The organism is Ghiorsea bivora (genome assembly GCF_000744415.1).
Classification (GTDB): domain Bacteria; phylum Pseudomonadota; class Zetaproteobacteria; order Mariprofundales; family Mariprofundaceae; genus Ghiorsea; species Ghiorsea bivora.
In genome coordinates, this window is record NZ_JQLW01000011.1 from 19,572 (window position 1) to 45,029 (window position 25,458).

The 25,458-nt window shown below is 41.9% G+C and carries 29 protein-coding genes; 13 read left to right on the plus strand and 16 right to left on the minus strand.

What is annotated here, in order from left to right:
* Positions 1-15 precede the first annotated feature (15 nt).
* The 6 genes from dapF to aspS all read right to left on the minus strand — a co-directional run bounded on the left by dapF (position 16) and on the right by aspS (position 5,349).
* A complete protein-coding gene (gene dapF, locus DM09_RS09335) occupies positions 16-720 on the minus strand; it encodes a diaminopimelate epimerase (protein WP_038250368.1) in 705 nt (234 codons plus the stop codon).
* 7 nt (positions 721-727) lie between these two features.
* On the minus strand, positions 728-1,123 hold the full coding sequence (gene queF, locus DM09_RS09340) for a preQ(1) synthase (RefSeq protein ID WP_038250371.1): 396 nt from the start codon (positions 1,121-1,123) through the stop codon (positions 728-730).
* A 6-nt stretch (positions 1,124-1,129) separates the two neighbouring features.
* Entirely contained in the window at positions 1,130-2,272 is a 1,143-nt protein-coding gene (gene dapE / locus DM09_RS09345) for a succinyl-diaminopimelate desuccinylase (protein ID WP_051938364.1), read from the minus strand.
* Positions 2,273-2,317: 45 nt separating this feature from the next.
* Positions 2,318-3,184, minus strand: coding sequence for a zinc ribbon-containing protein (locus tag DM09_RS11615; RefSeq protein ID WP_051938365.1), 867 nt, complete (start codon positions 3,182-3,184; stop codon positions 2,318-2,320).
* A gap of 39 nt (positions 3,185-3,223) precedes the next feature.
* Entirely contained in the window at positions 3,224-3,493 is a 270-nt protein-coding gene (locus DM09_RS09355; protein ID WP_051938381.1) for a DUF4398 domain-containing protein, read from the minus strand.
* A 62-nt stretch (positions 3,494-3,555) separates the two neighbouring features.
* On the minus strand, positions 3,556-5,349 hold the full coding sequence (gene aspS / locus DM09_RS09360; RefSeq protein ID WP_038250374.1) for an aspartate--tRNA ligase: 1,794 nt from the start codon (positions 5,347-5,349) through the stop codon (positions 3,556-3,558).
* A gap of 276 nt (positions 5,350-5,625) precedes the next feature.
* Between aspS and rnd the strand changes: the two genes are divergently transcribed.
* From rnd to DM09_RS09410, 10 genes are all read left to right on the plus strand, one after another.
* Complete coding sequence (gene rnd, locus DM09_RS09370) at positions 5,626-6,831, plus strand: ribonuclease D (RefSeq protein ID WP_038250378.1); 1,206 nt, start codon at positions 5,626-5,628, stop codon at positions 6,829-6,831.
* Between the two features lie 134 nt (positions 6,832-6,965).
* On the plus strand, positions 6,966-7,604 hold the full coding sequence (locus DM09_RS09375) for a hypothetical protein (RefSeq protein ID WP_038250383.1): 639 nt from the start codon (positions 6,966-6,968) through the stop codon (positions 7,602-7,604).
* Positions 7,605-7,906: 302 nt separating this feature from the next.
* Positions 7,907-8,167, plus strand: a complete 261-nt coding sequence (locus tag DM09_RS11205; RefSeq protein ID WP_051938366.1) for a hypothetical protein — start codon at positions 7,907-7,909, stop codon at positions 8,165-8,167.
* 169 nt (positions 8,168-8,336) lie between these two features.
* Positions 8,337-9,137, plus strand: a complete 801-nt coding sequence (locus DM09_RS09385; RefSeq protein ID WP_038250386.1) for an exodeoxyribonuclease III — start codon at positions 8,337-8,339, stop codon at positions 9,135-9,137.
* A 56-nt stretch (positions 9,138-9,193) separates the two neighbouring features.
* Positions 9,194-9,439, plus strand: a complete 246-nt coding sequence (locus DM09_RS09390) for a type II toxin-antitoxin system CcdA family antitoxin (RefSeq protein WP_038250389.1) — start codon at positions 9,194-9,196, stop codon at positions 9,437-9,439.
* On the plus strand, positions 9,439-9,750 hold the full coding sequence (locus tag DM09_RS09395; protein WP_038250390.1) for a CcdB family protein: 312 nt from the start codon (positions 9,439-9,441) through the stop codon (positions 9,748-9,750). The genes DM09_RS09390 and DM09_RS09395 overlap by 1 nt, the downstream gene beginning before the upstream one ends.
* 2 nt (positions 9,751-9,752) lie before the next feature.
* Positions 9,753-10,574, plus strand: a complete 822-nt coding sequence (gene mutM, locus DM09_RS09400) for a bifunctional DNA-formamidopyrimidine glycosylase/DNA-(apurinic or apyrimidinic site) lyase (protein WP_038250393.1) — start codon at positions 9,753-9,755, stop codon at positions 10,572-10,574.
* A 111-nt stretch (positions 10,575-10,685) separates the two neighbouring features.
* On the plus strand, positions 10,686-12,521 hold the full coding sequence (gene uvrC, locus DM09_RS09405; RefSeq protein WP_038250395.1) for an excinuclease ABC subunit UvrC: 1,836 nt from the start codon (positions 10,686-10,688) through the stop codon (positions 12,519-12,521).
* A 61-nt stretch (positions 12,522-12,582) separates the two neighbouring features.
* Complete coding sequence (locus tag DM09_RS11620; protein WP_157753690.1) at positions 12,583-12,750, plus strand: hypothetical protein; 168 nt, start codon at positions 12,583-12,585, stop codon at positions 12,748-12,750.
* On the plus strand, positions 12,740-13,246 hold the full coding sequence (locus tag DM09_RS09410; protein WP_038250397.1) for a hypothetical protein: 507 nt from the start codon (positions 12,740-12,742) through the stop codon (positions 13,244-13,246). Before DM09_RS11620 ends, DM09_RS09410 begins: the two co-directional genes overlap by 11 nt.
* Here the strand turns inward: DM09_RS09410 and waaF are convergent.
* Together waaF and DM09_RS09420 are read right to left on the minus strand one after the other, a co-directional pair.
* Entirely contained in the window at positions 13,243-14,229 is a 987-nt protein-coding gene (waaF, locus tag DM09_RS09415; protein ID WP_038250398.1) for a lipopolysaccharide heptosyltransferase II, read from the minus strand. The two genes, DM09_RS09410 and waaF, sit on opposite strands and share 4 nt — an antisense overlap.
* Positions 14,230-14,235: 6 nt before the next feature.
* Positions 14,236-14,952 (minus strand): class I SAM-dependent methyltransferase, encoded by a 717-nt coding sequence (locus tag DM09_RS09420; RefSeq protein ID WP_038250402.1) that lies wholly within the window; start codon positions 14,950-14,952, stop codon positions 14,236-14,238.
* 97 nt (positions 14,953-15,049) lie between these two features.
* Here DM09_RS09420 and DM09_RS09425 point away from each other — a divergent pair, with 97 nt between their 5' ends.
* Both DM09_RS09425 and DM09_RS09430 read left to right on the plus strand, forming a co-directional pair.
* Entirely contained in the window at positions 15,050-15,898 is an 849-nt protein-coding gene (locus DM09_RS09425) for an ATP-binding protein (protein ID WP_051938367.1), read from the plus strand.
* A gap of 12 nt (positions 15,899-15,910) precedes the next feature.
* On the plus strand, positions 15,911-16,288 hold the full coding sequence (locus DM09_RS09430; RefSeq protein ID WP_038250404.1) for a hypothetical protein: 378 nt from the start codon (positions 15,911-15,913) through the stop codon (positions 16,286-16,288).
* 297 nt (positions 16,289-16,585) lie between these two features.
* On the opposite strand, the gene DM09_RS09435 is transcribed toward DM09_RS09430, so the two are convergent.
* The 8 genes from DM09_RS09435 to rpe form a co-directional block, all read right to left on the minus strand.
* Positions 16,586-17,644 carry a polysulfide reductase, NrfD gene (locus DM09_RS09435; protein ID WP_232507805.1) on the minus strand — a complete coding sequence of 353 codons (1,059 nt, stop codon included), beginning with the start codon at positions 17,642-17,644 and terminating at the stop codon, positions 16,586-16,588.
* Positions 17,645-17,647: 3 nt separating this feature from the next.
* A complete protein-coding gene (locus DM09_RS09440; protein ID WP_038250406.1) occupies positions 17,648-18,208 on the minus strand; it encodes a c-type cytochrome in 561 nt (186 codons plus the stop codon).
* Complete coding sequence (locus tag DM09_RS09445) at positions 18,205-18,744, minus strand: DUF3341 domain-containing protein (protein WP_038250410.1); 540 nt, start codon at positions 18,742-18,744, stop codon at positions 18,205-18,207. The genes DM09_RS09440 and DM09_RS09445 overlap by 4 nt, the downstream gene beginning before the upstream one ends.
* On the minus strand, positions 18,741-20,135 hold the full coding sequence (gene nrfD, locus DM09_RS09450) for an NrfD/PsrC family molybdoenzyme membrane anchor subunit (protein ID WP_232507806.1): 1,395 nt from the start codon (positions 20,133-20,135) through the stop codon (positions 18,741-18,743). The genes DM09_RS09445 and nrfD overlap by 4 nt, the downstream gene beginning before the upstream one ends.
* A 59-nt stretch (positions 20,136-20,194) precedes the next feature.
* Complete coding sequence (locus DM09_RS09455; protein WP_038250413.1) at positions 20,195-21,049, minus strand: 4Fe-4S dicluster domain-containing protein; 855 nt, start codon at positions 21,047-21,049, stop codon at positions 20,195-20,197.
* A gap of 3 nt (positions 21,050-21,052) precedes the next feature.
* Entirely contained in the window at positions 21,053-23,323 is a 2,271-nt protein-coding gene (locus DM09_RS09460) for a molybdopterin-dependent oxidoreductase (RefSeq protein ID WP_038250416.1), read from the minus strand.
* A gap of 27 nt (positions 23,324-23,350) precedes the next feature.
* Positions 23,351-24,100 (minus strand): cytochrome c3 family protein, encoded by a 750-nt coding sequence (locus DM09_RS09465; RefSeq protein WP_232507807.1) that lies wholly within the window; start codon positions 24,098-24,100, stop codon positions 23,351-23,353.
* A gap of 235 nt (positions 24,101-24,335) precedes the next feature.
* A complete protein-coding gene (gene rpe / locus DM09_RS09470; protein ID WP_038250418.1) occupies positions 24,336-25,001 on the minus strand; it encodes a ribulose-phosphate 3-epimerase in 666 nt (221 codons plus the stop codon).
* 170 nt (positions 25,002-25,171) lie between these two features.
* Between rpe and rpsT the strand changes: the two genes are divergently transcribed.
* Entirely contained in the window at positions 25,172-25,438 is a 267-nt protein-coding gene (gene rpsT, locus DM09_RS09475) for a 30S ribosomal protein S20 (RefSeq protein ID WP_038250420.1), read from the plus strand.
* The last annotated feature ends 20 nt before the right edge of the window (positions 25,439-25,458 follow it).

The window sequence follows — 25,458 nt, forward strand, 5'->3', positions numbered from 1 at the left end:
CACGCTACTGACAACTTAAATACAATCATACTGACCATCAAACACATAAGTTACAAAGCCTGTTAACAACAACTCTGTGCCCAACTGGTGTACTTTAACATTGCCACCCGGCATTTGAATCTCTAAAGGTGAAACATGATCCAGCCTCTGCCAAACAGCTGCTGCCGTAGCACAAGCACCTGAACCACATGCCAGTGTTTCACCTGCTCCACGTTCAATAATACGAATGTTTACATGACTTTCATCATAATCACTGATGATTTCCACATTACGCTCAGGGCAAGCTTGCACATGACTAAAATAAACACGATGAGGGTTACCAACCAACACATCCGTATAGTCTTTTGTAACCTGTTCAACCACGAATTCACCCATCACCACCTGCACACCATCAGTGGTATATTCTGCACTAACAATGCGGTCAGCCAAAGCGATGGAAACTTGTGGTTCACCTGTCTGACGCATCAGTAAATCACCCACACAACGCAAACCATTACCACAGTTGGCAGCTATTGAACCATCTGCATTATAAATCAGCATCAAGGCATCTGCAGTATGGTGGGGTTGCAAAACCAATAATTGGTCGCAACCAATACCCATGTGTCTATCACATACCTTAGTCACAAAAGCTTGTGTCAATGCAGGCAAGGTATCAATCATACCATTCAAGATAACAAAATCGTTACCTTGTGCCTGCATTTTCACAAAGGGTAATGTCATACAAACATCAAGCTTTGCTATGCTCTACTTCAACCGTGGTATACACACCACCACGCACATTAAAAATAGCCGTCACCTTCAACCAGCGTGGATCCATAGCGGCAATCAAGTCCGAAGCAATCATATTGGTTACTTTTTCGTGAAAATGCCCTTCATCTCTAAAACTCCAATAATAAAGCTTGAGTGATTTCAACTCCACGCACAATTCATCGGGCACATAATCCAATTTGATTTCAGCAAAATCAGGTTGCCCTGTTTTCGGACAAAGACAGGTGAATTCAGCCGAATCAATTTTGATATGATAATCACGTTCAGGGTTAGGGTTTTCAAAAACTTCCAGTGTTTTGCTTGCTTCAGCGGTGGGTTTATCGCCCAATTGGGTCAATGTGCTTGTTGTTGTCATCTTAGGTTATGCCTCAAAGGTTGTGATAATTTTTGTGTAAATCTCAGTCAATGTGTCCAGTTCATGAATAGCCACTTGTTCATTCACTTGATGGATGCTGCTATTGGTCAGACCAAGCTCTGCAACAGGTACGCCTGCTGCGGCTAAGAAACGACCATCCGAAGTACCACCACCCGTATCACGGTTGGTGATGATACCCGTAGTCGATTCAATCGCAGCACATACCATGTCCAAAAACTTACCATCAGGTGTAGAAAACGCATTGGCTTCATGCCTAAAATCAAATGACACATCCGCGCCCTCACAAGCTTGCATGATACATGCTTTAATTTCATCAAAACGATTACTTGGATTGTAGCGAATATCCAAAAATGCTTCTGCACTACCTGGAATCACATTGCTTGCCCCAGTGCCCGCATTCAAATTGGTAATTTGGCATGTGGTTGCGGGAAAACCATCCACAGCTTCACCCCAATCAATGGCTGCAATCTTTGCTAACGGCGTAACCGCTTTATGAATCGCATTGTCTGCATCATCAGGGTATGCCGAATGCCCTTGTTTGCCATTAAATGTCATCGCAACTTGCACCACACCACGGCGACCGCGGCGAATCGTATCACCCACTTGTTTGTTGCTCGATGGCTCGCCCACAATCACCGCATCGGGTAATTTACCATGCTTTTGCAAGTGTTCGACGATACGAACAGTACCATCAATAGAATCGCCCTCTTCATCGGATGTAATCAATAGTTGCAGGGTTGGCAATGGTTCAAATGTGGCACACAGCTGCATCACAGCCGCCATCCAACAAGCAATACCACCCTTCATATCCTGCGCACCACGACCATGCAATACGCCATCTTTAACCACAGCATCAAATGGTGGATAATCCCATGCCTCTACAGGCCCTGTGGGCACAACATCGGTATGCCCTGCAAAAGCCAATACACCCGAAAGCTCACCTTGCCGCGTATAAATCGAATTGGTAATGCCGTTGCTGTTTACTTCTGTGCGCACAAAACCCAATGGTGCCAAGCTTTTTCCAATATAGTCTTGGCAACCTGAATCTTCAGGTGTGGGTGATTCCCGCTTCATCAATTTGATTGCCAAATTCAAAGCACACGATATTTTATCTTGTTCTACACTCATTCGTTTATAGCCTTATCATGCACTTGCCTGAACATGCACTGGATATTAATAACCTTTCTTAAATTCTGTTTTATGACATTTCGGACATGGTGGAATACGCCCTGTTTTTTTAAAATGCATTTCATAACCACAAGCTTTGCATTCCAAACGCCCAGCACTGGTAATTTCACCTGATTTACACGTCAACGCATTATCCGCTTTATCGGCAAACTTGGACAATGCAACGCCAGTCACATGCATCAATTTCGACATGGATGCCAACGCGCCTGCACCCAAACGTGAAGGGTTGAGTTTTTCTTTAGCAACCCTTGAAAAGTCATTGCCAACAAAGGTTTTAATCTTTTCACCCTGCTCACGCGCTTTTTCCATGGCAACATGCGCAAATTCAGATGTTTTTTCGGCACTAGCATCAAAAACATCATGTAAGGTGTCGGTAAATTCATCATGAGACTCAGCCTTATTTTCATTCGCCAAACCATTGATCACAGCCGCATAATATTCGATTGAAGATACCTGACCATCCATCCCACACACTACAATATCTTCAGGTGGCTGTTCTTTTAACAACGAAAACATGGCTTCATTTAATGTTTGTGCAGCATCATCCCAGCCCAAATGTTGAAATAAAACCATGCCTGAACACATCACAGAACCTGTATGCCCCTGTGCCTGCTCAACGTCAAAACCTAATATATCTGAGTCCACAGTGGTGTCGGGTGTACAAATCAACCAATCGATATGACGTTTATCGGCATACGTATAACGCACCACAGCATCAAACATTTCTCGCACAGCTTCACCAGCGTGACTGTCTTCATGTTGAAAAAAATAAACTTCGGGGTAATCCGTATTTTGCAAAACATCGTGTGCATTCACGTCAGTATCTTCCCCAGCCTGTGTATGTTCATCCATTTTGTTTTGCCCCTTTACAACACAGCATCAAAGCAAGCTTCACTTAAGTTTTGCGGCTAACCGTGCTTGTCGTTTGGCTTCCCTTGCCTTTCTTTTGGCAAGTTCATAACGTTTTTCATCCAAAGCTTGTGTTGCCTCAAGCAAAGACTGCTCTGCACTTTGGTAGTGCTGGTAAGACTTTTGTTGTTGCGCTTCTTCACCCACATACAACACACGAACCGACTGCACAGCCGCCCGTGCTTCTGCCATGGCTTGCACGGGTGGTTTACTGGCACAAGATGCCATCACCAACACTAAACAAGAAATCATCAACGCACGTATCATAAGCCCTAGAGTTCTATGTTTATGCTGCGCTGTCAATACGTTATCCTCTACGATTCCGTATCAATTTGGGTGCGGCGTTTGCGTAAACCCAATTCCTTCCACTGCATATCACCCACTTCAGATGGTGATTCCGCCATAGGGTCGGCTGCTTTTTGGGTTTTCGGGAAGGCAATCACATCACGAATCGATTCTGCACCCACCATCAATGACAACACACGGTCTAAACCAAATGCCAAACCACCATGCGGAGGTGCGCCATATTCCAAAGCTTTAAGCAAGAAACCAAACTTATCGTTGGCTTCTTCATCGGAAATACCCAATGCTTTAAGTACACGCGCTTGCACATCCGATTTATGAATACGAATCGAACCACCGCCGATTTCTGTGCCATTCCAAACCAAGTCATACGCTTGTGAACGCATTTCAAGCGGTGCGCTTTCCAATTTGTCCAAGTCTTCATCATAAGGCGCTGTAAATGGATGATGCAAAGCTTGCAAACGTTTGTTTTCACTGTCCCATTCAAACATGGGGAAATCGACCACCCAAACGAAGTTATTGGTTTTTTCATCAAACAAACCAAGGTCTTTACCCAATTCCACACGCAAATAACCCAAGGCATTGTTCACCACATCTTTAGTATCTGCGCCAAAGAACAACAAATCACCATTTTCAGCTTCAGTGCGCGCCAACAATGCTTTGAGCACATCTTCAGATAGATTTTTCACGATTGGTGACTGTAAACCATTCGAAATATCATCTTTATCGTTTACTTTAATGTATGCCAAACCGCGCGCACCATAAATAGACACAAACTTGGTGTAGTTATCAATTTTCTTGCGGCTTAACTTATCATTGCCACCCGGCACACGAATCACTTTCACCAAACCACCATTGTTGGCAGGGCCTGAGAACACTTTAAAATCAACCGATTTCATCAAATCCGTTACATCAATATGTTCTAAACCAAACCTAACATCTGGGCGGTCTAGGCCGTATTTATCCATGGCATCGGCATACGTCATGCGTGGGAATGGCGCTTGCAGCTTCTCACCCATACCCGCTTCAAACATGGCAACAATCAAACCTTCCGCTTTTTCCATCACATCATCTTGATTCACAAAAGACATTTCCAAATCAATTTGCGTAAACTCTGGCTGACGGTCTGCCCTTAAATCTTCGTCACGGAAACAACGCGCTACTTGATAATATCTATCCATACCCGCCACCATCAACAGTTGTTTAAACAACTGTGGGCTTTGCGGCAAAGCATAGAATGAGCCTGGATACACACGCGATGGCACAAGATAATCACGCGCACCTTCAGGTGTAGATTTATTCAAAATCGGTGTTTCAACATCCAAGAAATCTTGCGAATCCAAATAATTGCGTGCGGCATGGGTCACTTTATGACGCAAAATAAGATTGCGTTGCATTTTTGGGCGACGCAAATCTAGGTAACGGTATTCCAAGCGATGTTGCTCGCCTGCATTGCAATCATCATCAATGGCAAACGGTGGTGTTTCGGCGCGATTGAGTACAATTAACTCTGAAATTTTAATCTCAATTTCACCTGTTGGTAGTTTTGGGTTGATGGCATCATCATCTCGTGCAATCACTTCACCATACACTTCAATCACATCTTGTTGACGCATAGAATGCCCAAGCTTATGCATCTCAGGCGTATCAGGATGGGCAACCACTTGCACCAAACCTGAGCGGTCACGCACGTCTAAGAAAATCACACCACCGTGGTCGCGGTTGGTTTCAACCCAACCTGAAAGTTTAACTTGTTGTCCCAAATGAGACTTGCGAAAATCGCCACAATATGTGCGAACAGTCATAACCAATACTCCAATAATCAAACGCGCTTCAAAATCTAAGGCAGTGCTAATTCATTCTGAATTGGTCAATATGCGATGCAAAATGGGCAATGCCAAGGCGGAAGATACGAGTAATAGCATGGCTATTGCTAAATATTCCAACGATGGGATTGTACATTTTGGGCGCATAGTTGCTATTCATGAATTGATTAGCGCTTGCCTAATTGCACCGCAACCTAACAATGCCTTGCCTGACTGCAAGCTGACTTTTAACTATTCTCTGACTAGGCTGTGCCCATGACTGATTCTTCAACTTACCAATTCATTGATACACCCCAAGCGCTGATTCCTGCTTGTGAGGTGTTAAAACAAGCCAAAGTCTTATGTGTGGACACCGAATTTCACCGTGAAAAGACCTATTATCCCCAGTTTGCCCTGCTGCAAGTTGGTTGCAACGATGGCGTTTATATTATCGACCCTGTTGCCATCAAAGACTTAAAACCCCTTTGGGACATCATTACTGATCCCAACATTCTCAAAGTTTTTCACGCTGGTCGCCAAGACCTCGAAATTATTTTGGAACATGCAGGTGCATTACCGTTGCCCATGTTTGATACCCAAGTTGCCGCTGCATTACTGGGTTATGGTCAGCAGGTTGGTTTTGGCAACTTGGTGCAACGCATCACCCGAAAAGCTTTAGCCAAAGGTGAATCATTCAGCGATTGGTTGCGCCGCCCGCTAACCAAACAGCAAATGAAATATGCCGCTGATGATGTTATTTATTTGATGCCCATTTACCAAGCTCTCAAAGAAGAATTACAAGCCAAGAAACGCAGCACATGGCTGGATGAAGAACAGGCTATACTGACCAATCCTGATACTTATCACATTGATAAAAATGAAGTTTTTTGGCGGGTAAAAGGTGTCAACAAACTTAAACCCAAACATCTGGCAGTCTTGCGCGAGCTTGCCATTTGGCGCGAAGAACAAGCGCAAAAACGCGACATGCCGCGCCGCCGCTTGATTGCTGATGAACCTTTAATTGAAATAGCCAAACGCGACACTTTAAACATTGATGTGATGAAACGTATGCGCGGGCTCAATGAAGGTGTGATTCGCCGGTTTGGTGAAACATGGCTCAAGCTTTGGCAACAAGGCATGGATTGCCCCGAAGAAGACAGACCCAAGCTTTCATCACGCAAAAGCAACACTTCAGGCACAGATTTGCGCCTAGAATTGCTCGACACCTTACTTCGCCTCAAAGCCGATGAGGCCAGCATTTCTTCAACCATTCTTGCCAACAAATCTGAGCTTTCCACCCTAGCCTCTTGGGGCAACAACCCCCATGGTGAACCACCTGAGCTACCCTGTTTACAAGGTTGGCGTGCAGAGCTTGTGGGCAATGCTTTGTTGCAACTATTACGCGGTGAAATTTGCTTGCGCCTAAACCCCAACACAGGTTTACCCGTGATTGATGATTATAAAGGTGATGCAACATCATAATGGGCAATCCATGCCTTCCCAATCATGTCATACCCAACGCAATTGGGTATCCATTCACAACAAACTGGATTAATCTCCCGTGCAGCCTTGCTTTGCTGCTAGCTTTACGGAAATAACGCAATAGAGGTCATAAAATGAAAATATTCTTTTCAGTAGGCGCAATGCCTCAAGTTGGTAAAAAAGCATGGCGATTGCAAAATGATGGCACTTGGCGCAGATGCACCTTTGGTGAAAGCTTAAAAGAACATGATGCCAAGCTGACAGATAAAAAAGAAGTCAGCAACTGGATTAATGTACGCTTAGTTGAAGACAAGAAAACAGGTTTAAAAGTCAAAGGAAAAGTCAGGCTGCTTGATTTTTTTGTCAGCGGTATTGTCTCCTATGTGACCGTACACCGCTTCTCCCCAGCCCCTATCCCTGATAAAAACCAAATGATAAACGCCATCGCCCAAGCCGAAGTTGGCACACCTTGGTTATTGTATATCGACCTTGCAGGCAACTTCCGTATGCTAAACAGCGAAGAAACACCCATTATTGCCAACCCAGACATCGCAGTGCGTGGTGAAATCGCTTCATCTGAAGCCTTTATGGGCAAGCAAGCTGCCCAAAACACCGAAAAGATGGACGAGCTTTACCTTCAATTCGTTGCAGGCTGGTTAACCCACTTAGAAACCCGTCGTTTATCAGTATTTATCCCTGAAACCAAAGATATTCATTCACTTGAAGATTGTATTGAGAAAATCCAAGCCTGGCAGCATGAGACCTTAGATTAAGCCATCATGAAAAAAAGAAATTAAAAGGTTATCCAGGGTGGACTTATCGGGAAATCTTAAACCCTACAACAGGAGAAAGAAAAAACAGGTATTTCTTCAAGCAAAAACCTGCGAAAAGGATTGTTTTAACAAGCAGACTAAGTCAACAGCTTGCTGGCTACGTATTAATTGAGAAAGATTTAAGAAACATCCTTGAGTGGCTTTCAAAAATAAATGACCTTATACCTAAAGACCAAGCACCCACAAAAGGTAAACAATTTACTATTGCTACAGACAAAGAACTATATAGCGTTATAAAAGCCTTGTTTGTTGCTTTGGTATCCTTCTATGGAAAATGCTTTACTTCATGTGAAGGGAGAAGGGTAAAGCTTGAAAAAATCTGGGTAGATGAAAAGTTTCAAGAAGAGCATGAAACTCTAATCGGTTATCGCCATAATTTTACAGCCCATAGTGGAGCAGATAAATTTGAAGAAGTTAAAATTGCTGCTGTTTTAGACCCCAAAGAAAGAAGAGGAATGCTTCCAATTCTAGTTAAAGAGCTAAAAACTTATGTCATATCCTGATGAAGAAGATAGCTTTAAAAAGCTAGTTATGAGCCTTCAGTCAAAAGTTCGAACAAAAATACTGACGTTAGAAAAGAAAATTATAACTGATGATATAATAGCAAAAGGTAAAGAGTACTGGTACTAAGTATGCACCTCCCTTTACACAAAATAAAAAAGGACTATTTCAATGTCTTCAATACCTAAGAAAATAATGACCATCAATATGAACGGTATTCGTGCTGCAACACGCAAAGGCTTTTGGGATTGGTTTGCCCCGCAAGATATTGATGTGCTTTGCATTCAAGAGCTGAAAGCCAAAGAAGAACAAATCCCCGAAGAAGCCAAGCCTGATGGATACTTTCGCTATTATCATATCGCTGAAAAAGCGGGATACTCAGGTGTGGCGCTGTATTCCAAGGTTGAACCTGATGCGGTGCATGTGGGGCTTGGCTCGATTGACTCTGATGTGGATTGGAGCGACATGGATGCTGAAGGTAGGTTTGTCATGGCTGATTTTGGTAAACTTAGCATAATGAGCGTATATTTTCCTTCGGGTTCAAGCTCGGATGAGCGCCAAGCCATTAAAATGAGTTTTTTGGAGCGTTTTCTGCCCTTGTTTAACCGCCTTAAAGATGAAGGGCGTGAACTGATACTGTGTGCGGATGTGAATATTTGCCATAAGGAAATCGACTTGAAAAACTGGCGTGGCAATCGCAAAAACTCAGGCTTTTTACCCGAGGAACGCGCTTGGATGGATGCGCTGATTGAAAAAAGCGGATTTGTGGACACATTCAGAACACTTTACCCTGAAAAAGAGCAGTATTCATGGTGGTCAAATCGCGGACAAGCCAGAGCCAACAATGTGGGCTGGCGCATTGATTATCATATCGCCACACCTCAAATCGCCAGCAAATTTGAGAAGATTGAAGTCTATACTGATGCATGGTTTTCCGACCATGCGCCAGTATTGGCAACGCTTAAAGATTAGCACAGCAAATTGACACGCAAGGTCTATGCGCATACTTTATGCGTATCGTGAGGTGTATGATGAAAGTTTATGATATGAAAGCGCCCAAAAAAGCAGCTAATTTAAGCTTAAATAGTGATTTACTGGCACAAGCCAAAGCTTTAAACATCAATATTTCATCCACTGTGGAAAAGTCATTGGCTGAAGAAGTGCGCAAACACAAAGAAGCTGCATGGCTTAAAGAAAACAAGGAAGCTATTGAAGAACAGAATAGATTTATCAAAAAACATGGCTTATTTTCAGATAAGTACCGCGTATTTTAATGGCACAGTTTGATGTATATCCAAGCAAAGATAACAGCACGCCTTACCCACTATTTGTGGATATACAAAGTGAGCTATTAACATCATTGCATACACGGGTTGTGATACCCTTAACCCCAATTTCTCTTCTCGAAACAAAAGTGCCTGATACGCTATGCCCTATCTTTCATTTAGAGCAAGGTGAATTTGTGCTCATGACACAGTTCATGTCCAGCATAGCCTCTTCTGCATTGGGGGCTCCCGTTGCCTCACTATCCAATTTTCGTGAAGATATTATTCGGGCTGCTGACCTACTCATCACAGGTGTTTAACCATGCCTGAACTTCCCGAAGTTGAAACGGTTGTAAAGGGTTTAAAGCCGCAAATTGGAGGCAAAGTTTTGCTGTCTGATATGAATAGCGGTAAAAACCTGCGTTATCCCCTACCCAACTTTGCGGCTTGTCATGGCGCAACTTTAAAAAACATCGAACGCCGTGCTAAATATTTGCTTTTCCATTTTGACAACGGACAAACCCTAATATGGCACTTGGGTATGACGGGGCAGTTTCATGTTTTGAGTGGAGCAGAACCCGCAGCCAAACATGAGCATGTCTGCCTAGGCTTCAGTGATGGTTGCACCTTAAGATACCGCGACACCCGCCGCTTTGGTTATGCAGGATTATGCCAAACATCTGACTTGGAAACACACAAATGGTTCAAAGACTTAGGCATAGAACCTTTAACCACAGACTTTGACGGGCAATACTTAAAAGGCAAACTTAGCTCACGCAAAACAAGCATCAAGCAAGGCATCATGGATAATCATGTGGTGGTTGGTGTGGGTAATATTTATGTATCAGAAAGTTTATTTCGGGCAAAAATCAACCCTCAACAAACTGCGAACAGCATCAACACAAGAAAACTGAACACTTTGGCAAAACATATCCAAGATGTGTTAAATGAAGCGATTATCGCGGGCGGAAGTACCATTTCTGATTTTGTGAAAGCCGATGGAAAGCCGGGTTATTTTGCGCATAGCTTTAAGGTGTATGGCAGAGTTGGTGAACCTTGTCTTACATGCGACAAACCCATTCAAAAAATAGTGCTTGGTGGTAGGGCATCTTTCTTTTGTCCAAAGTGTCAGATTATAAAATGATTCTTTTCAACCGCGAAGTACGCGAAGTTACGCAAAGTTTTTCTAAAGATAACAAAAACCACCTTAGTTCCTCTCTGCACACCTCTGCGTCCTCTGCGGTTCAAAAATAACATGTGGATAAAACCGCCCCGCCCATTAAATGAACTACCGACTGAACCCGGTATTTATCAAATGTTGGATGAAAAGCGCAAGGTGTTGTATGTGGGTAAAGCGCGCAACTTGCGTAAGCGAGTATCCTCTTATTTTCAACGCAAACCAGATGCTTTGCGCACCCAAGCTATGGTGGTGCTGGTGCGAGATATTGAGTTTAACACCACAGCATCCGAAGCCGATGCCTTGGTGCTTGAACACAATTTAATTAAACAAATCAAACCTCGATACAATGTATTACTCAAAGATTCCAAAACTTATCCGTATATTTTATTGCGTGATGAAATATTTCCACGCTTACAAATGTATCGTGGTGACAGAAGCATTGCAGGTGAATATTTTGGCCCATTCCCGCACGCAGGCGCTGTACACACCACTATTCATTTGATGCAAAAGGCTTTTCAGCTTCGAGATTGTGAAGATAGCACTTTCCTCAATCGCTCACGCCCATGTATGCAATATCAAATTGGACGCTGCTCTGCGCCTTGTGTGGACATGGTCAGCCAAGATGAATATACCAAACAAGCCAGTGATGCACGTAGCTTCCTTAAAGGGCAAGACCAAGTTTTATTACAAGACTGGCAACAGCAAATGCTTGAAGCCGCAGCAAAGAAACACTTTGAACAAGCCGCCATGTTACGCGATAGAATCGCCGCATTACGCACCATTTTCGCCAATGCCGAACAAAGTGATTTACCCGAACATGCCGATGTACTTGCCATTATCAGGCAAAGTCAGGGGGTAATGGCAGCGGTTGGGGTGCGCCGTGGCGGGCGCGATTTGGGTGTGCATACCATCAAAGTCAATCAAGCATTGGAAGCCGATGATATTGAAATATTACAATCCCTTATCATTGAGCGATACAGACAAGAGCTCCCACCCAAACATATTCTATTGGCATGTGATGAAACCCAACGCACCCCATTACAACACATCTTTAAGCTGCTTTACCCCAAATTAAAAATTCAGCTCTACTTCCCCAAACGAGGGACCCGCTTTGAGTGGCTAAAGCAAGTGGTCAACAGTGCTACTGAGACCTTAGCTGCCCGCAGCGGTCACAATCAAGAAGCTGCATTTAAAGCATTACAAACCATGTTAGGGCTTGAAAAAACGCCTGAATTGATTGCTGCCGTTGACAATGCACATTTGGGCGGCAAACAAATGTTATCCGCAATTGTTTACGCTGATAGCAACGGTGCGCGCAAGGATTTGTATCGCAAATATAAGTTAGATGATGCAAGCAAGAGCAACCCAGTGCTGCATGGCGATGATTATGCAGGTATGACCCAAGTATTAACCCGATTTTTTACCGCAATTCAAAGCAAGGACATGCCCAAACCTGATATTCTACTTATTGATGGTGGTAAAGGACAACTAAAAGCCGCCTTTGAAGCTTACCAAAACTTTAACCTAGATATCAAACTACTCGCTGTAGCAAAAGGCGATAAACGTAAAACAGGTGAGGAGACTTTATGGGCAGGCTGGGCTGATGCGCCTTCTCAACTCAAACAGGGTTTAAAACCAGGGCAACATGATGCTTCCTTGCTTCTGATTGCTCGAATCCGCGATGAAGCACATCGTTTTGCCAGTAAATATTTACAAAAACGCCGCAAAAAAGCTGTGTTCAGCTCAAGTTTGGATGGTATTGAAGGTATAGGCACAAAAAAACGCACAGCCCTACTTCAACATTTTGGTGGTATCTCAGGTGTAAAAAAAGCATCACGAGAGCAATTAAAAGAAGTATCAGGCATGTCCGATATATTGGCTGACCGCGTATTCCAAACACTGCACAAATAAGTCTCTACATTGACTTTTACCACAGTCACACCTTAAACTTTTACATCATGAGGCATCAATCATGAGCACCGACCATATAAAAATGAATATCGCAACAGCAGCAGACCAAGCTGAACTTGTGCGTATGCTTGCCATGCTTCGTCTGCGAAGTGACCTTGCTGCAAGCTCTAGGGGAATTACAGAACACTCTGTACTGGGATTTTCTGAGGGAGAATTGGTTGCTACCTGAAACATTGGTCATCCATATTGTCAGCGACTATTTTATTATGCGCAAAAATGGCGTGAAAGATAATGATATTTTTAAACATTTGGATGTACAACGCCATTTGGAAGGTCATAAAAAAACCAATGCAGATAGCCCAAGCCTAAGCACCTATATTAAACAGCGTTTACGCATTGAGTTTCCGCAGCTTGCATCCTTAGAAGAAAAAGTCATTGATATGGAAACCTTATATGCCGTTTATTGGTTTACCAAAGCTTCTCGAAGTACAAAAGACTGGGAAAAAGCCGATACCTTTGCCAATAAAGTGATTTCTGATATTCACCAGCGTTATCAAGAAAGCAAAAAAGAACCTGAAGAAAGTATTGAAACACCCGTACAAGAAGAAAACAGCCCTGCAAAACAAACGCATACTGTAGCTATCAGTATTCTTGTTATAGCAATACTATGTGCAACAGCTTACTGGTTTCTATACTTGAACGGTTTAAAGTTTTTTAACCCTTAACCACTTTTTCCTAAAAAATCTAAACAAGCGCGGGTCACCATTTCAGGTAATATATTACCCATACATGGGTGGCCAAGCACATCACATTCCCGCTGCAAACAAGGGCTACATTTGGCAGGTTTGTACAACACATTCACACGTTTACCCGATGGAGAAGTACGCGCTGGGTTGGTTGCACCAAACATGGTGACCGTGGGTACATTCAAACCTGCTGCCACATGCATCAAACCAGAATCATTGCATAACATAAGCCTAGCAACCGATACCAATTGTAAAGCCTCAGTCAACGAGGTTTCCCCTGCAGCATTCCAATGTAAACCTGACACATGCTGCAGACACTGCGAAGCAATATCACGCTCAGCATCTGTACCCAGTACTACGATATGCCAGCCTTGCTCTGATAACTGTTTCATAACAACCGCATAAGACTCCGCAGGGTATCTTTTTGCCCCACCAAACTGAGCACCTGGCGCTACACAAACCACTTTATTGATATCCAAACCTTTGCTGCTTAACAATAAAGATTCGGCCTTGGTTTGAGCATCATCTGGCGCTACTAATTCAACACTTTCAAAAGGCGTTTCAAGACCAAATTGCTGTAACAAGTCTAAATAATAAAATAAATGATGCTGTGTGATTAAATCAATACGCGGTTTATAGCCGTGTGTCAGCAACAAGCTACGGCCATCTTTGCGAAAACCTATGCGTTGTGTCGCACCTGAGCGCCAAGCCTGCCAAGCAGAACGAAAACTATTGGGAAATAAAAATAGCATATCTGTATTTTGCGGCAAAGTTTCAGTATAACGTACTTGTGTATGTTCTAAATGGAGAAAAGGTAATAATTCTGTTAACCAACCCCGACCAAAAACAAGTATTTCCGCATCTGAATACTGCGTTGTAATGGCACGCAATGCAGGCTGCGCCAAAATAACATCACCCAACCAATTGGGTGGCATCAACACAATTTTTTTTCTTTCAGGCATGGGACATCATGATTTATGTTTGCAAACAAAAAGCATTTCTTTTTTTAGCGATAACCATGAGAAATTAGGACGCACAAAGGATTCATCAACAACATCAAAATGACGTAATAGTGTGTTGTGAAAACCATGGTATGTATAACTGTATAAACGATTAAACTGGGGTAGCGCGGGAAAGAACCGAGCCAATAAATAGTGTAATCTAGCTAGCCATGATGGCCAAGTATCCATGCTAACAATGAAATAACCTTCTCGTTTCATCACCGCATTTACTTTATGAAGCACCAACTCTGGGTTATGTACATCACTCAAAGTATCCAAGCATAAAATCAAATCAAAAGTCTGTTGAAAACCCTCGAAATTCTCAGCCATCACTGGAAAATACGTTGCTTTCTCAGGCATCACACCAGGAAAGAGTTTTCTGTAATCATTAATGAGAGGATCAATATATGTTTGCTTACCTTTTCCCAAATATTGCGCTGCACAAACTGGTCCTGACCCAATTTCTAAAATTTGCATCGGTTCTTCTAGTTTATCAGCCCATGGCTTAATCAAGGGTAAATAGTATCGCCGCGTAAATACCTGTCGGATTTTCAATGCTTTTTCATTGTTCCAAATATGGAATACCCGCTTTTGATAAAGCATCCAAAGCTGTTTACTCACAGCAGTATACACAGCACGGTGCTTACGTATTGGTTTTGAATCAATCAAACTAGAGTTTTCCATACAAACAGAACCCTAATCAACCATGTGGCAATAATCACCTGATTTCTTCAATAAAACTTCATGACAAAACTATGCTCTCCATGCAAGCTTTCGGATTATGAATCAACCTTTGCATACATCATCAGACCGAAACATAGATGAAACGCTTCACCTGTTAACATTGGCACATGAACACGCTGCTAAAGGTGACACCAGTTTACAAATTTCGTGCGCTAAACTTGATAAAAACTTCGAGCAAACAAGTTTTGCATGTTTAGCTATGCTTCAGCCCATGCTTTTGGCATGTATAGCCGCAGAAGGTATAAAAGAAGTCTATGTTGAAACTTGTAAAGACTGTTCTACCCAACACATTTCATCCATTATTGATGACTACAAAACGTTAAGCCAAGCTATGGCAATAAGGTTAGATGTTCATTTGGGCAAAAAAGCACAAACAAATGTTGAAACCGCAACAGAAAACAAAAATGAACCTTCTCGAAGAACCTTCTTCCGCACATTGATACCCACGCTTGCCAAACATGCAGCGGATAATATTCAACAAATGACACAAAAAAAACCAATAGACCATTATATTCAAGACATTATTAATGCCGATTCACGTTTATTGCCCGCACTACACAAGCTCTTTTTGCATGCGCTTCCTAAGCTACATGTAAATCATATCCCTGTGCCCGTGATGGAGGGATTAGGTCTTGGAAATATCCAAGTTAGTGAAGCTTGTAGTGCATGTGGCAAATGTGTGGATATTTGTGCCAGCAAAACCTTATCTTTACGTAAGTTTGGCAACCGCTTTATCTTAGATTTCCAAGCTGACTGTTGCACAGGATGTAACCAATGTATTTCAATATGCCCTGAACAAGCCATAGAAGCTTTACCCAGTGTCAGTTTGCCATCTTTAATACAAAAAAAACCTAGACCTTTGGTTATGGTTAGCGGCAAACCATAAACAGGAGACTTTATGCCACAAGAAATCATTAAGGATATTCATTTTAAAGGGCAAAAATCAAAAGTGATGAACCCTGCAAAAATGTGGATTAACACCTACAATGAAAAAGAACAAAAAGTTCGTGCGATTAAAACATTATTAAATTTTTGGGGGATTGCAGCCCTTTGTATTCTTATCCCGATTGCGCATTTCTTACTTGTGCCTTTATTTTTCATCATGGGTATCATGAAATCAATGAAACTACTTCACAAAGCCGAAGATGGCTTGTATGCAGAGGGGAATTGCCCTGCATGTGAAAAACAAATCAAGTTAAATCTAGACAACAATGCTGATCTACCGCAATGGATAGACTGCCCGAATTGCAAGCAAGCCATTGAACTTAACCAATAAGAAATCTTAAATACACCCATTGAGTACACTGCATTCTTTCATAAAGAAAAGAAGTTAAATGACAGATGCCTCTACAAATCAGGCAATCTCTGTCCAACGTAAACAATACATACGTTATTGGCTTTTATGAAGCTTATAACTAAGCTAACAAATGAGCATAAGCACTGTAAGATCTGCAACTCACCCATAACAGCTTAGTCTAATAATAGCTATGAACATAAATCACACCCACTGTTTTATCACATAAAAAAGGCTAGCAACATGACGTTACTAGCCTTCAATCAGAATATTATGCGATTATGATTTAGCGTCTTCTTCTTCACCCTCATAATACAAACCATCTTTTTTCATTTGGTTATCCCATAACCATGTGCCAATACCAAGGATTACTACAGTAATCGCGACATCAATCCACGAGGATAAGAATGGTGTATGATCAATATTGTCAGCCTGAGGACTGATAATCCACATATAACGCTCAATAAATGTACCAACAAGAATACTTACCGATGGGAACAACAATAGCGCTGGTGAATTCCGTACTGATTTAAATATGAGCATTAAGAATGGGAAGAATGAATTCATAAAAAAGAACACCCAATACAAATATGCATTTGGACCTTGTAACATTTTGTCCCAACGTGCGATATCTTCAGGCAAGTCACCATACCACATCACTAGATATTGCATAAATGCAAGGTAAGTCCAGATAATGGTTAATGCCAACATGATTTGTCCAATATAGTTAAACACATAATCATTGATCCGACGTTTTAGGTTATCTCTCCAACGCAATACGAACAATGATATGATAAAGAATGCCAAGAATGCACGCATCATACTTTCTGTGTGGTACAAGCCATAAACAGCACTGAACCAACGTGGCATTTGCGTCATTTCAAAGTCCCAAGATACAACTGAACCATAAATCATATATACAAACGGTGCCAACAATGCCCAGTGTTTAAAGCGTTCTCTATCTTTAGGGTCAGAATGCGGGAAATCTTTGCGTTGTAGTTTAATGAAGTGAGCACAATACGCCCAAACAGCCAAATACAAAATAATTTCACGCATATTGAAAAACGTAATGTTATGCCAAGCATTCAAAGGCATACCAAAGGTTTCACCACCCATCCATGGAAAACTATTTTCTCCACTCGCAAGGATAATAAGCAACAACACAAAACCCAGTGGGAATAAAGCACGTGAAGAAGCCATCAAAAAGCGAACTTCATAACGCCATTTACCACCTGACAAGTGAATCACTGAAGACCAAAATACTGCAGTTAGTGGGATGTAGAGCGTGAACAAGAAGTTGTCCATCAACACTGCCCAGTTTGGTAATGTCATTTCCATGGCTTAGTGCCCCCCTGCTTTGCCAGTCTCAGACATCACCTGAGACTTACGCTCTTCTTTTGTAGTTGCCGTCATTGGCTTTTGAATTACTTCTCGAATGTAGTTAACAAGATCCCATCGCTCTTTAGGATTCATATCATATCCATACTTTGGCATAATATAACTGCCAAAAGTAATCGTACCCCAAATCCAACCATCAGTGAGTTCCTTTTTAACGTAATCGGATGTTAAATCAGCAGGTTCAGCTTCAAATACTTTGCCCACTGGCCCCTTACCTGTACCCGTAGTACCATGACAAGTTGCACAGAAAATATTAAACAAGGCTTGACCCTTTAAAATCGATGCTTTGGTTGCCTTAATTGGGTTCTTCAACTCTTCAGTTGCATCCCTATCCGCCATTTTTGTCCACAGACCTTCAACAGGCACAGTATGCTCAGGCGGGTTCAACAACACGCCTTCTTGGGGTTTAATTGAAGGTTGATTCATCATGTCTCTAGACCAAGGCCATGCCAGAGCCGCTGATGGCACCGACAATGCACACAGTATTACTAAAATCTTTTTCATGACGTTAGCTCCCTCACTTCAATAGCGCCACAGCCTTCTAAGGTTGCACGAATTTTTTCATTATTCTTAGGGTCTGTTTCAACTTCAATACCAATTTGGTCTACACCCACCGAATGGTCGTAATAAGACTTAACACGTCTTGGAAGACCAGCATAAATCAAGAAACCAGCGATCGTACTTAACACACCAAGCAAAATAGTCATTTCATATGCAATCACAATATCAGGTGGAATCGTAATCACGGACTTACCACCTTGTGGTTGTACGGTAAACATCGATTGCCCAACACCTGCCGCAAAAATAAAACCTAACACTGTTCCTGTGATACCACCAAAAAATGAGAAACGTTGAATTGGTTGATGAAATTCACCTAACATTTCATTTACTTCAGGGTGCTCAATCGGCGAATATAATTCAATATTATCAATAATATCTTCTTTATCGTCTAACGTGTTTAATTCACCAACAACTTCTTTCGCTTTATCAAAATCATCATAGGTCGCAAAGAGGTAGTGTTTTTTTCTTATCCTTCTCATGACAAACCCTCCTCTGTTTTAATCATATCATCTTTAATTTTATCTAGGTCTTGAAGTTTTTGTTTACCGTGTTTGTTACGGTGATAAACCATCTCTTTCACCTCATACATAGATACAGATGGGAACACTTTACAGAAGATAAGGAATAACATGGTAAACCAACCGAAACTCGCTGCTGTGATTGTCATTTGTACTAAACCAGGCCAAACCACGACTTGTGTCCAAGGCTCATGATTGGATGCCAATGGAGGGCTTACGATTTGGAAACGTTCCAGCCACATGCCCAATTGAATAAGTAATGAAATAACAAACATTGCCCACATATTTACTCGAACCTTTTTCCAAGCCATAGCAAATGGTACAACCGTTGCACAGAATAACATGGTCCAAACCACACCAGCATAAGGCCCTGTAAACTTATCAATTAACATTTCATGTTCAAACATATCATGTGAATACCAAATTGAAGCATACTCTGAAAGGTTTAAGAAGTTCCAAGCCATAGCGATTGCAAACGTTAGACGTGCTGTTTTGTCCATGATTTCAGGTGTCATATAAGCTTCGAATTTGAATAAATACCTAAGCAATACGAACAAAGTGATAATCGCAGCACAACCTGAGTACAATGCACCAGCCACAAAATATGGTGGGAATGAAGTTACATGCCAGCCCGGCATAATCGACATCGCGAAGTCAGATGCCACAATAGAATGCACGGACACAGCCAATGGAACAAGGAAACAAGCCATCAATACATAAGTTTTTTGAAATGCGATCCATTCTGTTGCTCTGCCCATCCAACCCAATGACATAGCTGTATAAAGCTTCTTACGCCAGCCCTTCGCTTTATCACGACAGATTGCCAAATCAGGAATCATACCAATGTACAAGAACAATGCTGATGAAGTTGCATAGGTTGTAATCGCGAATGCATCCCAAAGCAATGGTGAACGGAAGTTTGGCCAAATAGCATGTTGGTTAGGATAAGGGAGAACCCAATACATATCCCAAACACGACCAATATGAATCACTGGGAAAATAGCTGCTGTGGCAATGGAGAAGAAGGTCATAGCTTCAGCAAAACGGTAAATAGGTTTACGCCAATCGGCATGTGTTAGCAATAGAATTGCCGATAATAACGTACCTGAGTGACTCATACCAATCCAAAACACGAAGTTTGAAATATATGTTTGCCAATAATGTGGGTTATTCATTAACGCCACACCAAGACCCATATTATATTGGTATATTTCAGCCGCCACGCCACATAAAACCAACGCAAAACAAACAGCTAAAACAATCCAAAATGCCTTTCTTGGCGATTCCAGACTGGCTAAGACATCTTCATTGATCTTAGCCCATTCTATATCCTTCATTTTAAAATCACTCATTTGGTGCTTCCCCTCTTAAAAACTTTTGCGATGCTGCATGCATCATAACAACAGGTTAATTATGCGTTTGTATCGCGAACACGATCCAAATACATTACACTAGGCTCAACATTAAGCTCTTCAAACACACGATATCCACGCTCACCCTCAGCATTGAATTGCTCATGTCGGTTTAATTCGACACCGTGTGATTCCCAAGCATGACTTACCTTACTTGTTTCATCTTTTAAGTTACCAAACACGATTGCGTCTGTTGGGCATGATTGCTGACATGCAGTTTGAACCGCACCATCTTCAACATGTCCGCGAATGCCTTTATCCGCTTGATCACCTTTTGCATTACGCAAACGCTGGACACAGAATGTACACTTCTCCATTACACCTTTACTACGTACAGTAATATCAGGGTTTAAAAGCATTTCCATTGGATGAGGAATATCTTCTTGATAATCAAAGAAGTTAAAATAACGCACTTTAAATGGACAGTTGGTACCGCAATAACGAGAACCAATACAGCGGTTATATACTTGCGCATTTAAACCATCAGGAGTGTGATATGTTGCCGCGACAGGACAAACAGGTTCACAAGGTGCATGATTACATTGCTGACACATCATAGGTGCAAAGTGTGCACCACGTTCAGGGTATTCGCTATCTTCAACTGCCAAGTCAGCTTCGCCTTCAGGCAAGTCCCAATAACGTTCAATGCGCATCCAAGACATGGTATGACCACTACCACACTTTTCCTTACCGACTGCAGGAATATTATTTTCCGCATTACATGCCGTAACACAAGAAGCACACCCTGTACATTTATTAAGGTCAATAGACATTCCCCACATAATGGGTTCATCTTTATAATAATCTCTTTGGTTAAGGCGTGACCAGTTTTCCAACATACGTGATAAACTCATGACTTATCCCTCCCCTTCATTATGATCGAAGTCTTCAGCCGATACTGATTTCACAATTTCACGACCTTTTTGTGACAATGCTTGGCTGGCTAATACCAAATCGCCGTGTGCTCGTGTTACAACTTCACCACGGTTTGCAATTTTAGTAATAGAAACTTTGGTGGCATGTGTTGCTAACTCACCAGTTACTTTGTCAAATTGCGGTGTTAAAATCTTAAATGGATTCACACCCACACCTTTGGCATAACGACCATATTCTGTATGACCATTACCCAATGGAATAGCAATTGAATCTTCTTGAATACCTGGGAAAACAACAACATCAACTTCCAAGGAACCTGCTGCAGACGACACTTTCACTTTGTCACCTGTGATCAACCCTAGTTTTTTAGCTGTATTCGGGTGAATTTCAACCCAAGAATCCCACACTACAGCAGTCAATTGATCTGGAAGCTCTTGCAACCAAGGGCTATTCGCATGGCGACCATCATACAAACCCATACGCGCTGATGGAATAAGATGATAAGCATATTTTTCGTCACCTGCTGCTAACTCTGGCAAGCTAACCGCGGGAGCTTTAAGCTTTATTGGTGAAACAGCAGCTTCTTTAATTGTTACAAAACCCTTCACGAGGATTCCTTGTTGGAAACCTTCCTCATCGGTTTGACCTGTTGTGGTTGACTTTGGAGGATTAACTAAAGCAGGTTTCATGGTTGCAAGAGAATCCCGAATGTAAGCACCATAGTTATCCCAGTTTTTAAAGGTTTCATCCAACTCACTCACAAGACCGAGCATGATATCACCATAGGCGTAGGTAGAACCTTCGCCAAACACAGGGTTCATAACTGGTTGATGAATGTTTAAATGACCATCTTCAGCTGCATATGCAGGCATAGATGTATTCCATTCTTCCAAATATGTATGTACTGGAAGCACTAAATCACAAGCCATGGTTGTTTCATCTGGATATATAGAGAATGCAATACGCATCTTCGCTTTTGCAAAAGCCTCTTCAGCTTTCATAAAGCTTGGTGCTTGGTACAACGGGTTAGAACCATAAACCACAGCCGTATCAAAACTACCATCTGCTAAACCTGCAATAAACGCCTTCAAATCAGCCCAACCACCAAGTTGCGGCTGCAATTCTGGGAATGTTGGCTTAGCACGTGGCAGAATCGTTTCACCAATATTACCAAGCATCATATTTAATAAGTGAATCGCATTTGCTGTTTCTGTACCATGTGCAAAACCTTCTGCACTGTTACCAGACAACACCAAACTAGGACTCTGTGAAATCAACATGTCACGCAATTTATGCATACGTTCAATTGATACACCAGTAACAGCAGAAGCTTCTTTTACATCAACATCCAACTTAACTGGCAATCTACCTTTAAAGCTTGAATCCTCAGCAATCAAAGTAGCCAACGCCAAAGCCAAGTAACCTTCTGTACCAGGTTTGATTGCAATCCAACGGTCAGCATTTGAACCTGTTAAGGTCATTTTCGATTCAATTTGAACCAATGTACCACGTGGTGCATTTCTGAATTGACCATATTGTGTACCAAATTGAACAGGTGATATCCAAGTACCCAAGAAATCAGCACCAAACGAAACAATCAATTTCGCTTTATCAAAATCATACTTGGGCATAGCATGACCCAATACTTTTTCATTGGCCGCAAGACCAACTGCTGGCGGCAAAGTATCAAAGACAAAACTATTCTTAGAGCCAGCTGCATCCATATAAGCCTTGGTAATCACAGCTTGGTGACCACTTGTTGCACCACTTAACCATGCAAGCTTAGCATTTTTCTTGCCCAAATGTTTCTTCAACAAGGTTTCAGCTTCAGCCCATGTTGTTTCGACCAACTTACCGCCTTTGCGAACCATTGGCTTTCTAATGCGGTCTGGATTGTAATGGCTTTGCAGACCAGCCTGACCCATCGCACACAGTTTACCTAAGTTGGTCGATGAAGTTGGATTACCTTCAATCTTAATAACACGACCTTCTCGGGTTTTTGCATGAATGTTACAGTTTGCAGGACACTGACGACATGTTGATGCATAATGCACTTCGCGCCCTGGGCGCACAAAATCTTCAGGATCAACAGACGGCAAAACAAGTTCTTTGCGAACCTCAATTGAAACCTGATTAACAATATCAGTATCACCACACCCTGTTAAAAGCAAGGCACTACCAGCACTGGTAAGCCCCATTGCCTTTAAAAACGTCCGGCGACTTAACTCATCGTTTGAATTCTTTTGACTCATTTCAAATCTCCTTAGATACCAGACAGCTTACTTGTGACATTGCCAGCAATCATGCGGCGCACGGGCAAACTTCTCTTTCAAAGATTTTGGCAATTTTTCAGTCATAATCTTAATATCCGATGCCTTCATCGTTACAGGGTGCTCAGGGTCAAGCACTGCTGGCTGTGGATGTTTAACATCCAAAATAGGTTTATCTGTTGCTGCAGCTGGAATCATCCAGCGTTTCGCAGGCAAAGGAAGACCAACATCAGACTCACCTTGGAATTGCTCATGACAACTTAAACACCAACCCATAGTTAGCGGCTTAATCTTACGACCCACAGAGAATGTTTTTACATCACCATGGCACATACCACATGTTTGTTGTGTAGAACGACCATCCTTAAAGATGAAACGCTGCACATGACGCTTGTGATTAAACTCAACGAAATCAGGCAAATCATGAACCTTCAACCAAGGAATCGGCTCTTTCTTTTCCCAATATGAAAATAATTTCTTAATACGAGGGGTTTCACGCACCGAAGGAAGATTAGAGTGACAACCAATACACTTGGCCACAGGAGGAATACCTGCCACCTTACTGCGGCGAGCACCACTATGACAATACATACAGTTAATTTTAAATTTCCCAGCATGTCTTGCATGCGGGAACTCAAATGGTTGCGGCGCATTACTCACATCATCGGCATACGCTTCCGCAGCAAACAACATCATCAAAGGCAACGCCAGCAGCGCAATAGCAAAACAACCTATACTTTTTTTCTTCAAGTGAAACATATAATGAATTCTCCCCTATTCAAAAAACACCAAAAATAAACTTGACCAGCCAACCAATACTACCGTGTAACATAGTCACCAAAAAATCGCGTGTGCGCAAGTTACAAAACCAAACAGATTAGGCAAGAAAAAAATAACCTTAATTTTATTCCGCATTCATATATTACCGTAAAAAAATAAAAAAGGCTTACAAAACAAGCCTTTTTTACATGACAAAATATTAATATATGTTAAATTAAACCTGAGAGGCCAAACTTCTAAGCTCAGCAATTGCAGCAGCATAATCTGGTGTATTATACACTGCAGAACCTGCTACAAAACAATCCGCACCAGCACCTGAAACCTCTTCAATGGTTTTAGGGCTTACGCCACCATCAACATGCAAAAACGCATCAGAATCAGCAGCATCCAACATGGCACGTGCTTCTTTAATTTTATCTGTCACCGCGTGGATATAAGATTGACCGCCATAACCAGGGTTTACACTCATCAATAAAATCAAATCTGTGCAGTGCAATACATTTTTCAATGTTGAAACTGGTGTTGATGGACAAAGCGCAACACCTGCTTTGCAACCTAAAGAGCGAATCAACTGTAATGTACGCTCCAAGTGTACGCATGCTTCTTGGTGTACGGTAATCATATCCGCACCAGCTTTAGCAAACGCTTCAACTTGTGTTTCAGGGTGTTCAACCATCAGGTGAACATCCATCACTTTTTTAGTATGTGGGCGAATGGCTTTCACGATATTATCACCAATCGTGATTGGAGGTACAAATGTACCATCCATAACATCAACGTGAACCCAGTCACAACCGCCATCATCGATGGCTTTAATTTCTTTTTCTAAGTTGGCAAAATCTGCCGATAAAATTGAGGGTGCTATAATTACTTTTTTCATAGGGCGAATTTATAACGGCAACAAACAAGCTCGTCCAGCAATTATTAAAATTACATGAAACATCACACCCCACTATTGACACTTAAACATTGCAACGTATATTTCGCGGAAATTTAGACTTATACTATATTAAATTAAGTGTTGCTATTGGCAATCAGGAGAATTTCAAATTGGCTAATCATGTTTCAGCTTTAAAACGCGCCCGTCAAGACATCAGAAAACGCGACCAAAACCGCGCACAAAAATCTACTATGCGTACAGCAATCAAACGCGTACACCAAGCAGTTGAAGCTGGCGATCAAAAACTAGCTAATGAAGCTATGGTTAAAGCAACATCATTGTTAGCACGCGCTGGTCGCAAAGGTATTATGCATGCTAAAACAGCATCGCGTAGTGTATCTCGCTTAAACGCTAGCATCAAAGCAATTAAAGCTTAAACAAACCAATCATACAATTA

Coding starts and splice junctions, on each gene's coding strand:
- rnd (WP_038250378.1), top strand. CDS start 5,626: ATGACTGATTCTTCAACTTACCAATTCATTGATACACCCCAAGCGCTG.
- DM09_RS11615 (WP_051938365.1), bottom strand. CDS start 3,184: ATGGATGAACATACACAGGCTGGGGAAGATACTGACGTGAATGCACAC.
- DM09_RS09465 (WP_232507807.1), bottom strand. CDS start 24,100: ATGTTTCACTTGAAGAAAAAAAGTATAGGTTGTTTTGCTATTGCGCTG.
- DM09_RS09445 (WP_038250410.1), bottom strand. CDS start 18,744: ATGAGAAGGATAAGAAAAAAACACTACCTCTTTGCGACCTATGATGAT.
- DM09_RS09425 (WP_051938367.1), top strand. CDS start 15,050: ATGAATCAACCTTTGCATACATCATCAGACCGAAACATAGATGAAACG.
- DM09_RS09440 (WP_038250406.1), bottom strand. CDS start 18,208: ATGAAAAAGATTTTAGTAATACTGTGTGCATTGTCGGTGCCATCAGCG.
- mutM (WP_038250393.1), top strand. CDS start 9,753: ATGCCTGAACTTCCCGAAGTTGAAACGGTTGTAAAGGGTTTAAAGCCG.
- DM09_RS09395 (WP_038250390.1), top strand. CDS start 9,439: ATGGCACAGTTTGATGTATATCCAAGCAAAGATAACAGCACGCCTTAC.
- uvrC (WP_038250395.1), top strand. CDS start 10,686: ATGTGGATAAAACCGCCCCGCCCATTAAATGAACTACCGACTGAACCC.
- DM09_RS09460 (WP_038250416.1), bottom strand. CDS start 23,323: ATGAGTCAAAAGAATTCAAACGATGAGTTAAGTCGCCGGACGTTTTTA.
- dapE (WP_051938364.1), bottom strand. CDS start 2,272: ATGAGTGTAGAACAAGATAAAATATCGTGTGCTTTGAATTTGGCAATC.
- DM09_RS09435 (WP_232507805.1), bottom strand. CDS start 17,644: ATGGAAATGACATTACCAAACTGGGCAGTGTTGATGGACAACTTCTTG.
- aspS (WP_038250374.1), bottom strand. CDS start 5,349: ATGACTGTTCGCACATATTGTGGCGATTTTCGCAAGTCTCATTTGGGA.
- DM09_RS09455 (WP_038250413.1), bottom strand. CDS start 21,049: ATGAGTTTATCACGTATGTTGGAAAACTGGTCACGCCTTAACCAAAGA.
- DM09_RS09390 (WP_038250389.1), top strand. CDS start 9,194: ATGATGAAAGTTTATGATATGAAAGCGCCCAAAAAAGCAGCTAATTTA.
- DM09_RS09375 (WP_038250383.1), top strand. CDS start 6,966: ATGAAAATATTCTTTTCAGTAGGCGCAATGCCTCAAGTTGGTAAAAAA.
- DM09_RS09430 (WP_038250404.1), top strand. CDS start 15,911: ATGCCACAAGAAATCATTAAGGATATTCATTTTAAAGGGCAAAAATCA.
- queF (WP_038250371.1), bottom strand. CDS start 1,123: ATGACAACAACAAGCACATTGACCCAATTGGGCGATAAACCCACCGCT.
- nrfD (WP_232507806.1), bottom strand. CDS start 20,135: ATGAGTGATTTTAAAATGAAGGATATAGAATGGGCTAAGATCAATGAA.
- rpe (WP_038250418.1), bottom strand. CDS start 25,001: ATGAAAAAAGTAATTATAGCACCCTCAATTTTATCGGCAGATTTTGCC.
- DM09_RS09420 (WP_038250402.1), bottom strand. CDS start 14,952: ATGGAAAACTCTAGTTTGATTGATTCAAAACCAATACGTAAGCACCGT.
- waaF (WP_038250398.1), bottom strand. CDS start 14,229: ATGCCTGAAAGAAAAAAAATTGTGTTGATGCCACCCAATTGGTTGGGT.
- DM09_RS09385 (WP_038250386.1), top strand. CDS start 8,337: ATGTCTTCAATACCTAAGAAAATAATGACCATCAATATGAACGGTATT.
- DM09_RS11620 (WP_157753690.1), top strand. CDS start 12,583: ATGAGCACCGACCATATAAAAATGAATATCGCAACAGCAGCAGACCAA.
- DM09_RS09355 (WP_051938381.1), bottom strand. CDS start 3,493: ATGATTTCTTGTTTAGTGTTGGTGATGGCATCTTGTGCCAGTAAACCA.
- dapF (WP_038250368.1), bottom strand. CDS start 720: ATGACATTACCCTTTGTGAAAATGCAGGCACAAGGTAACGATTTTGTT.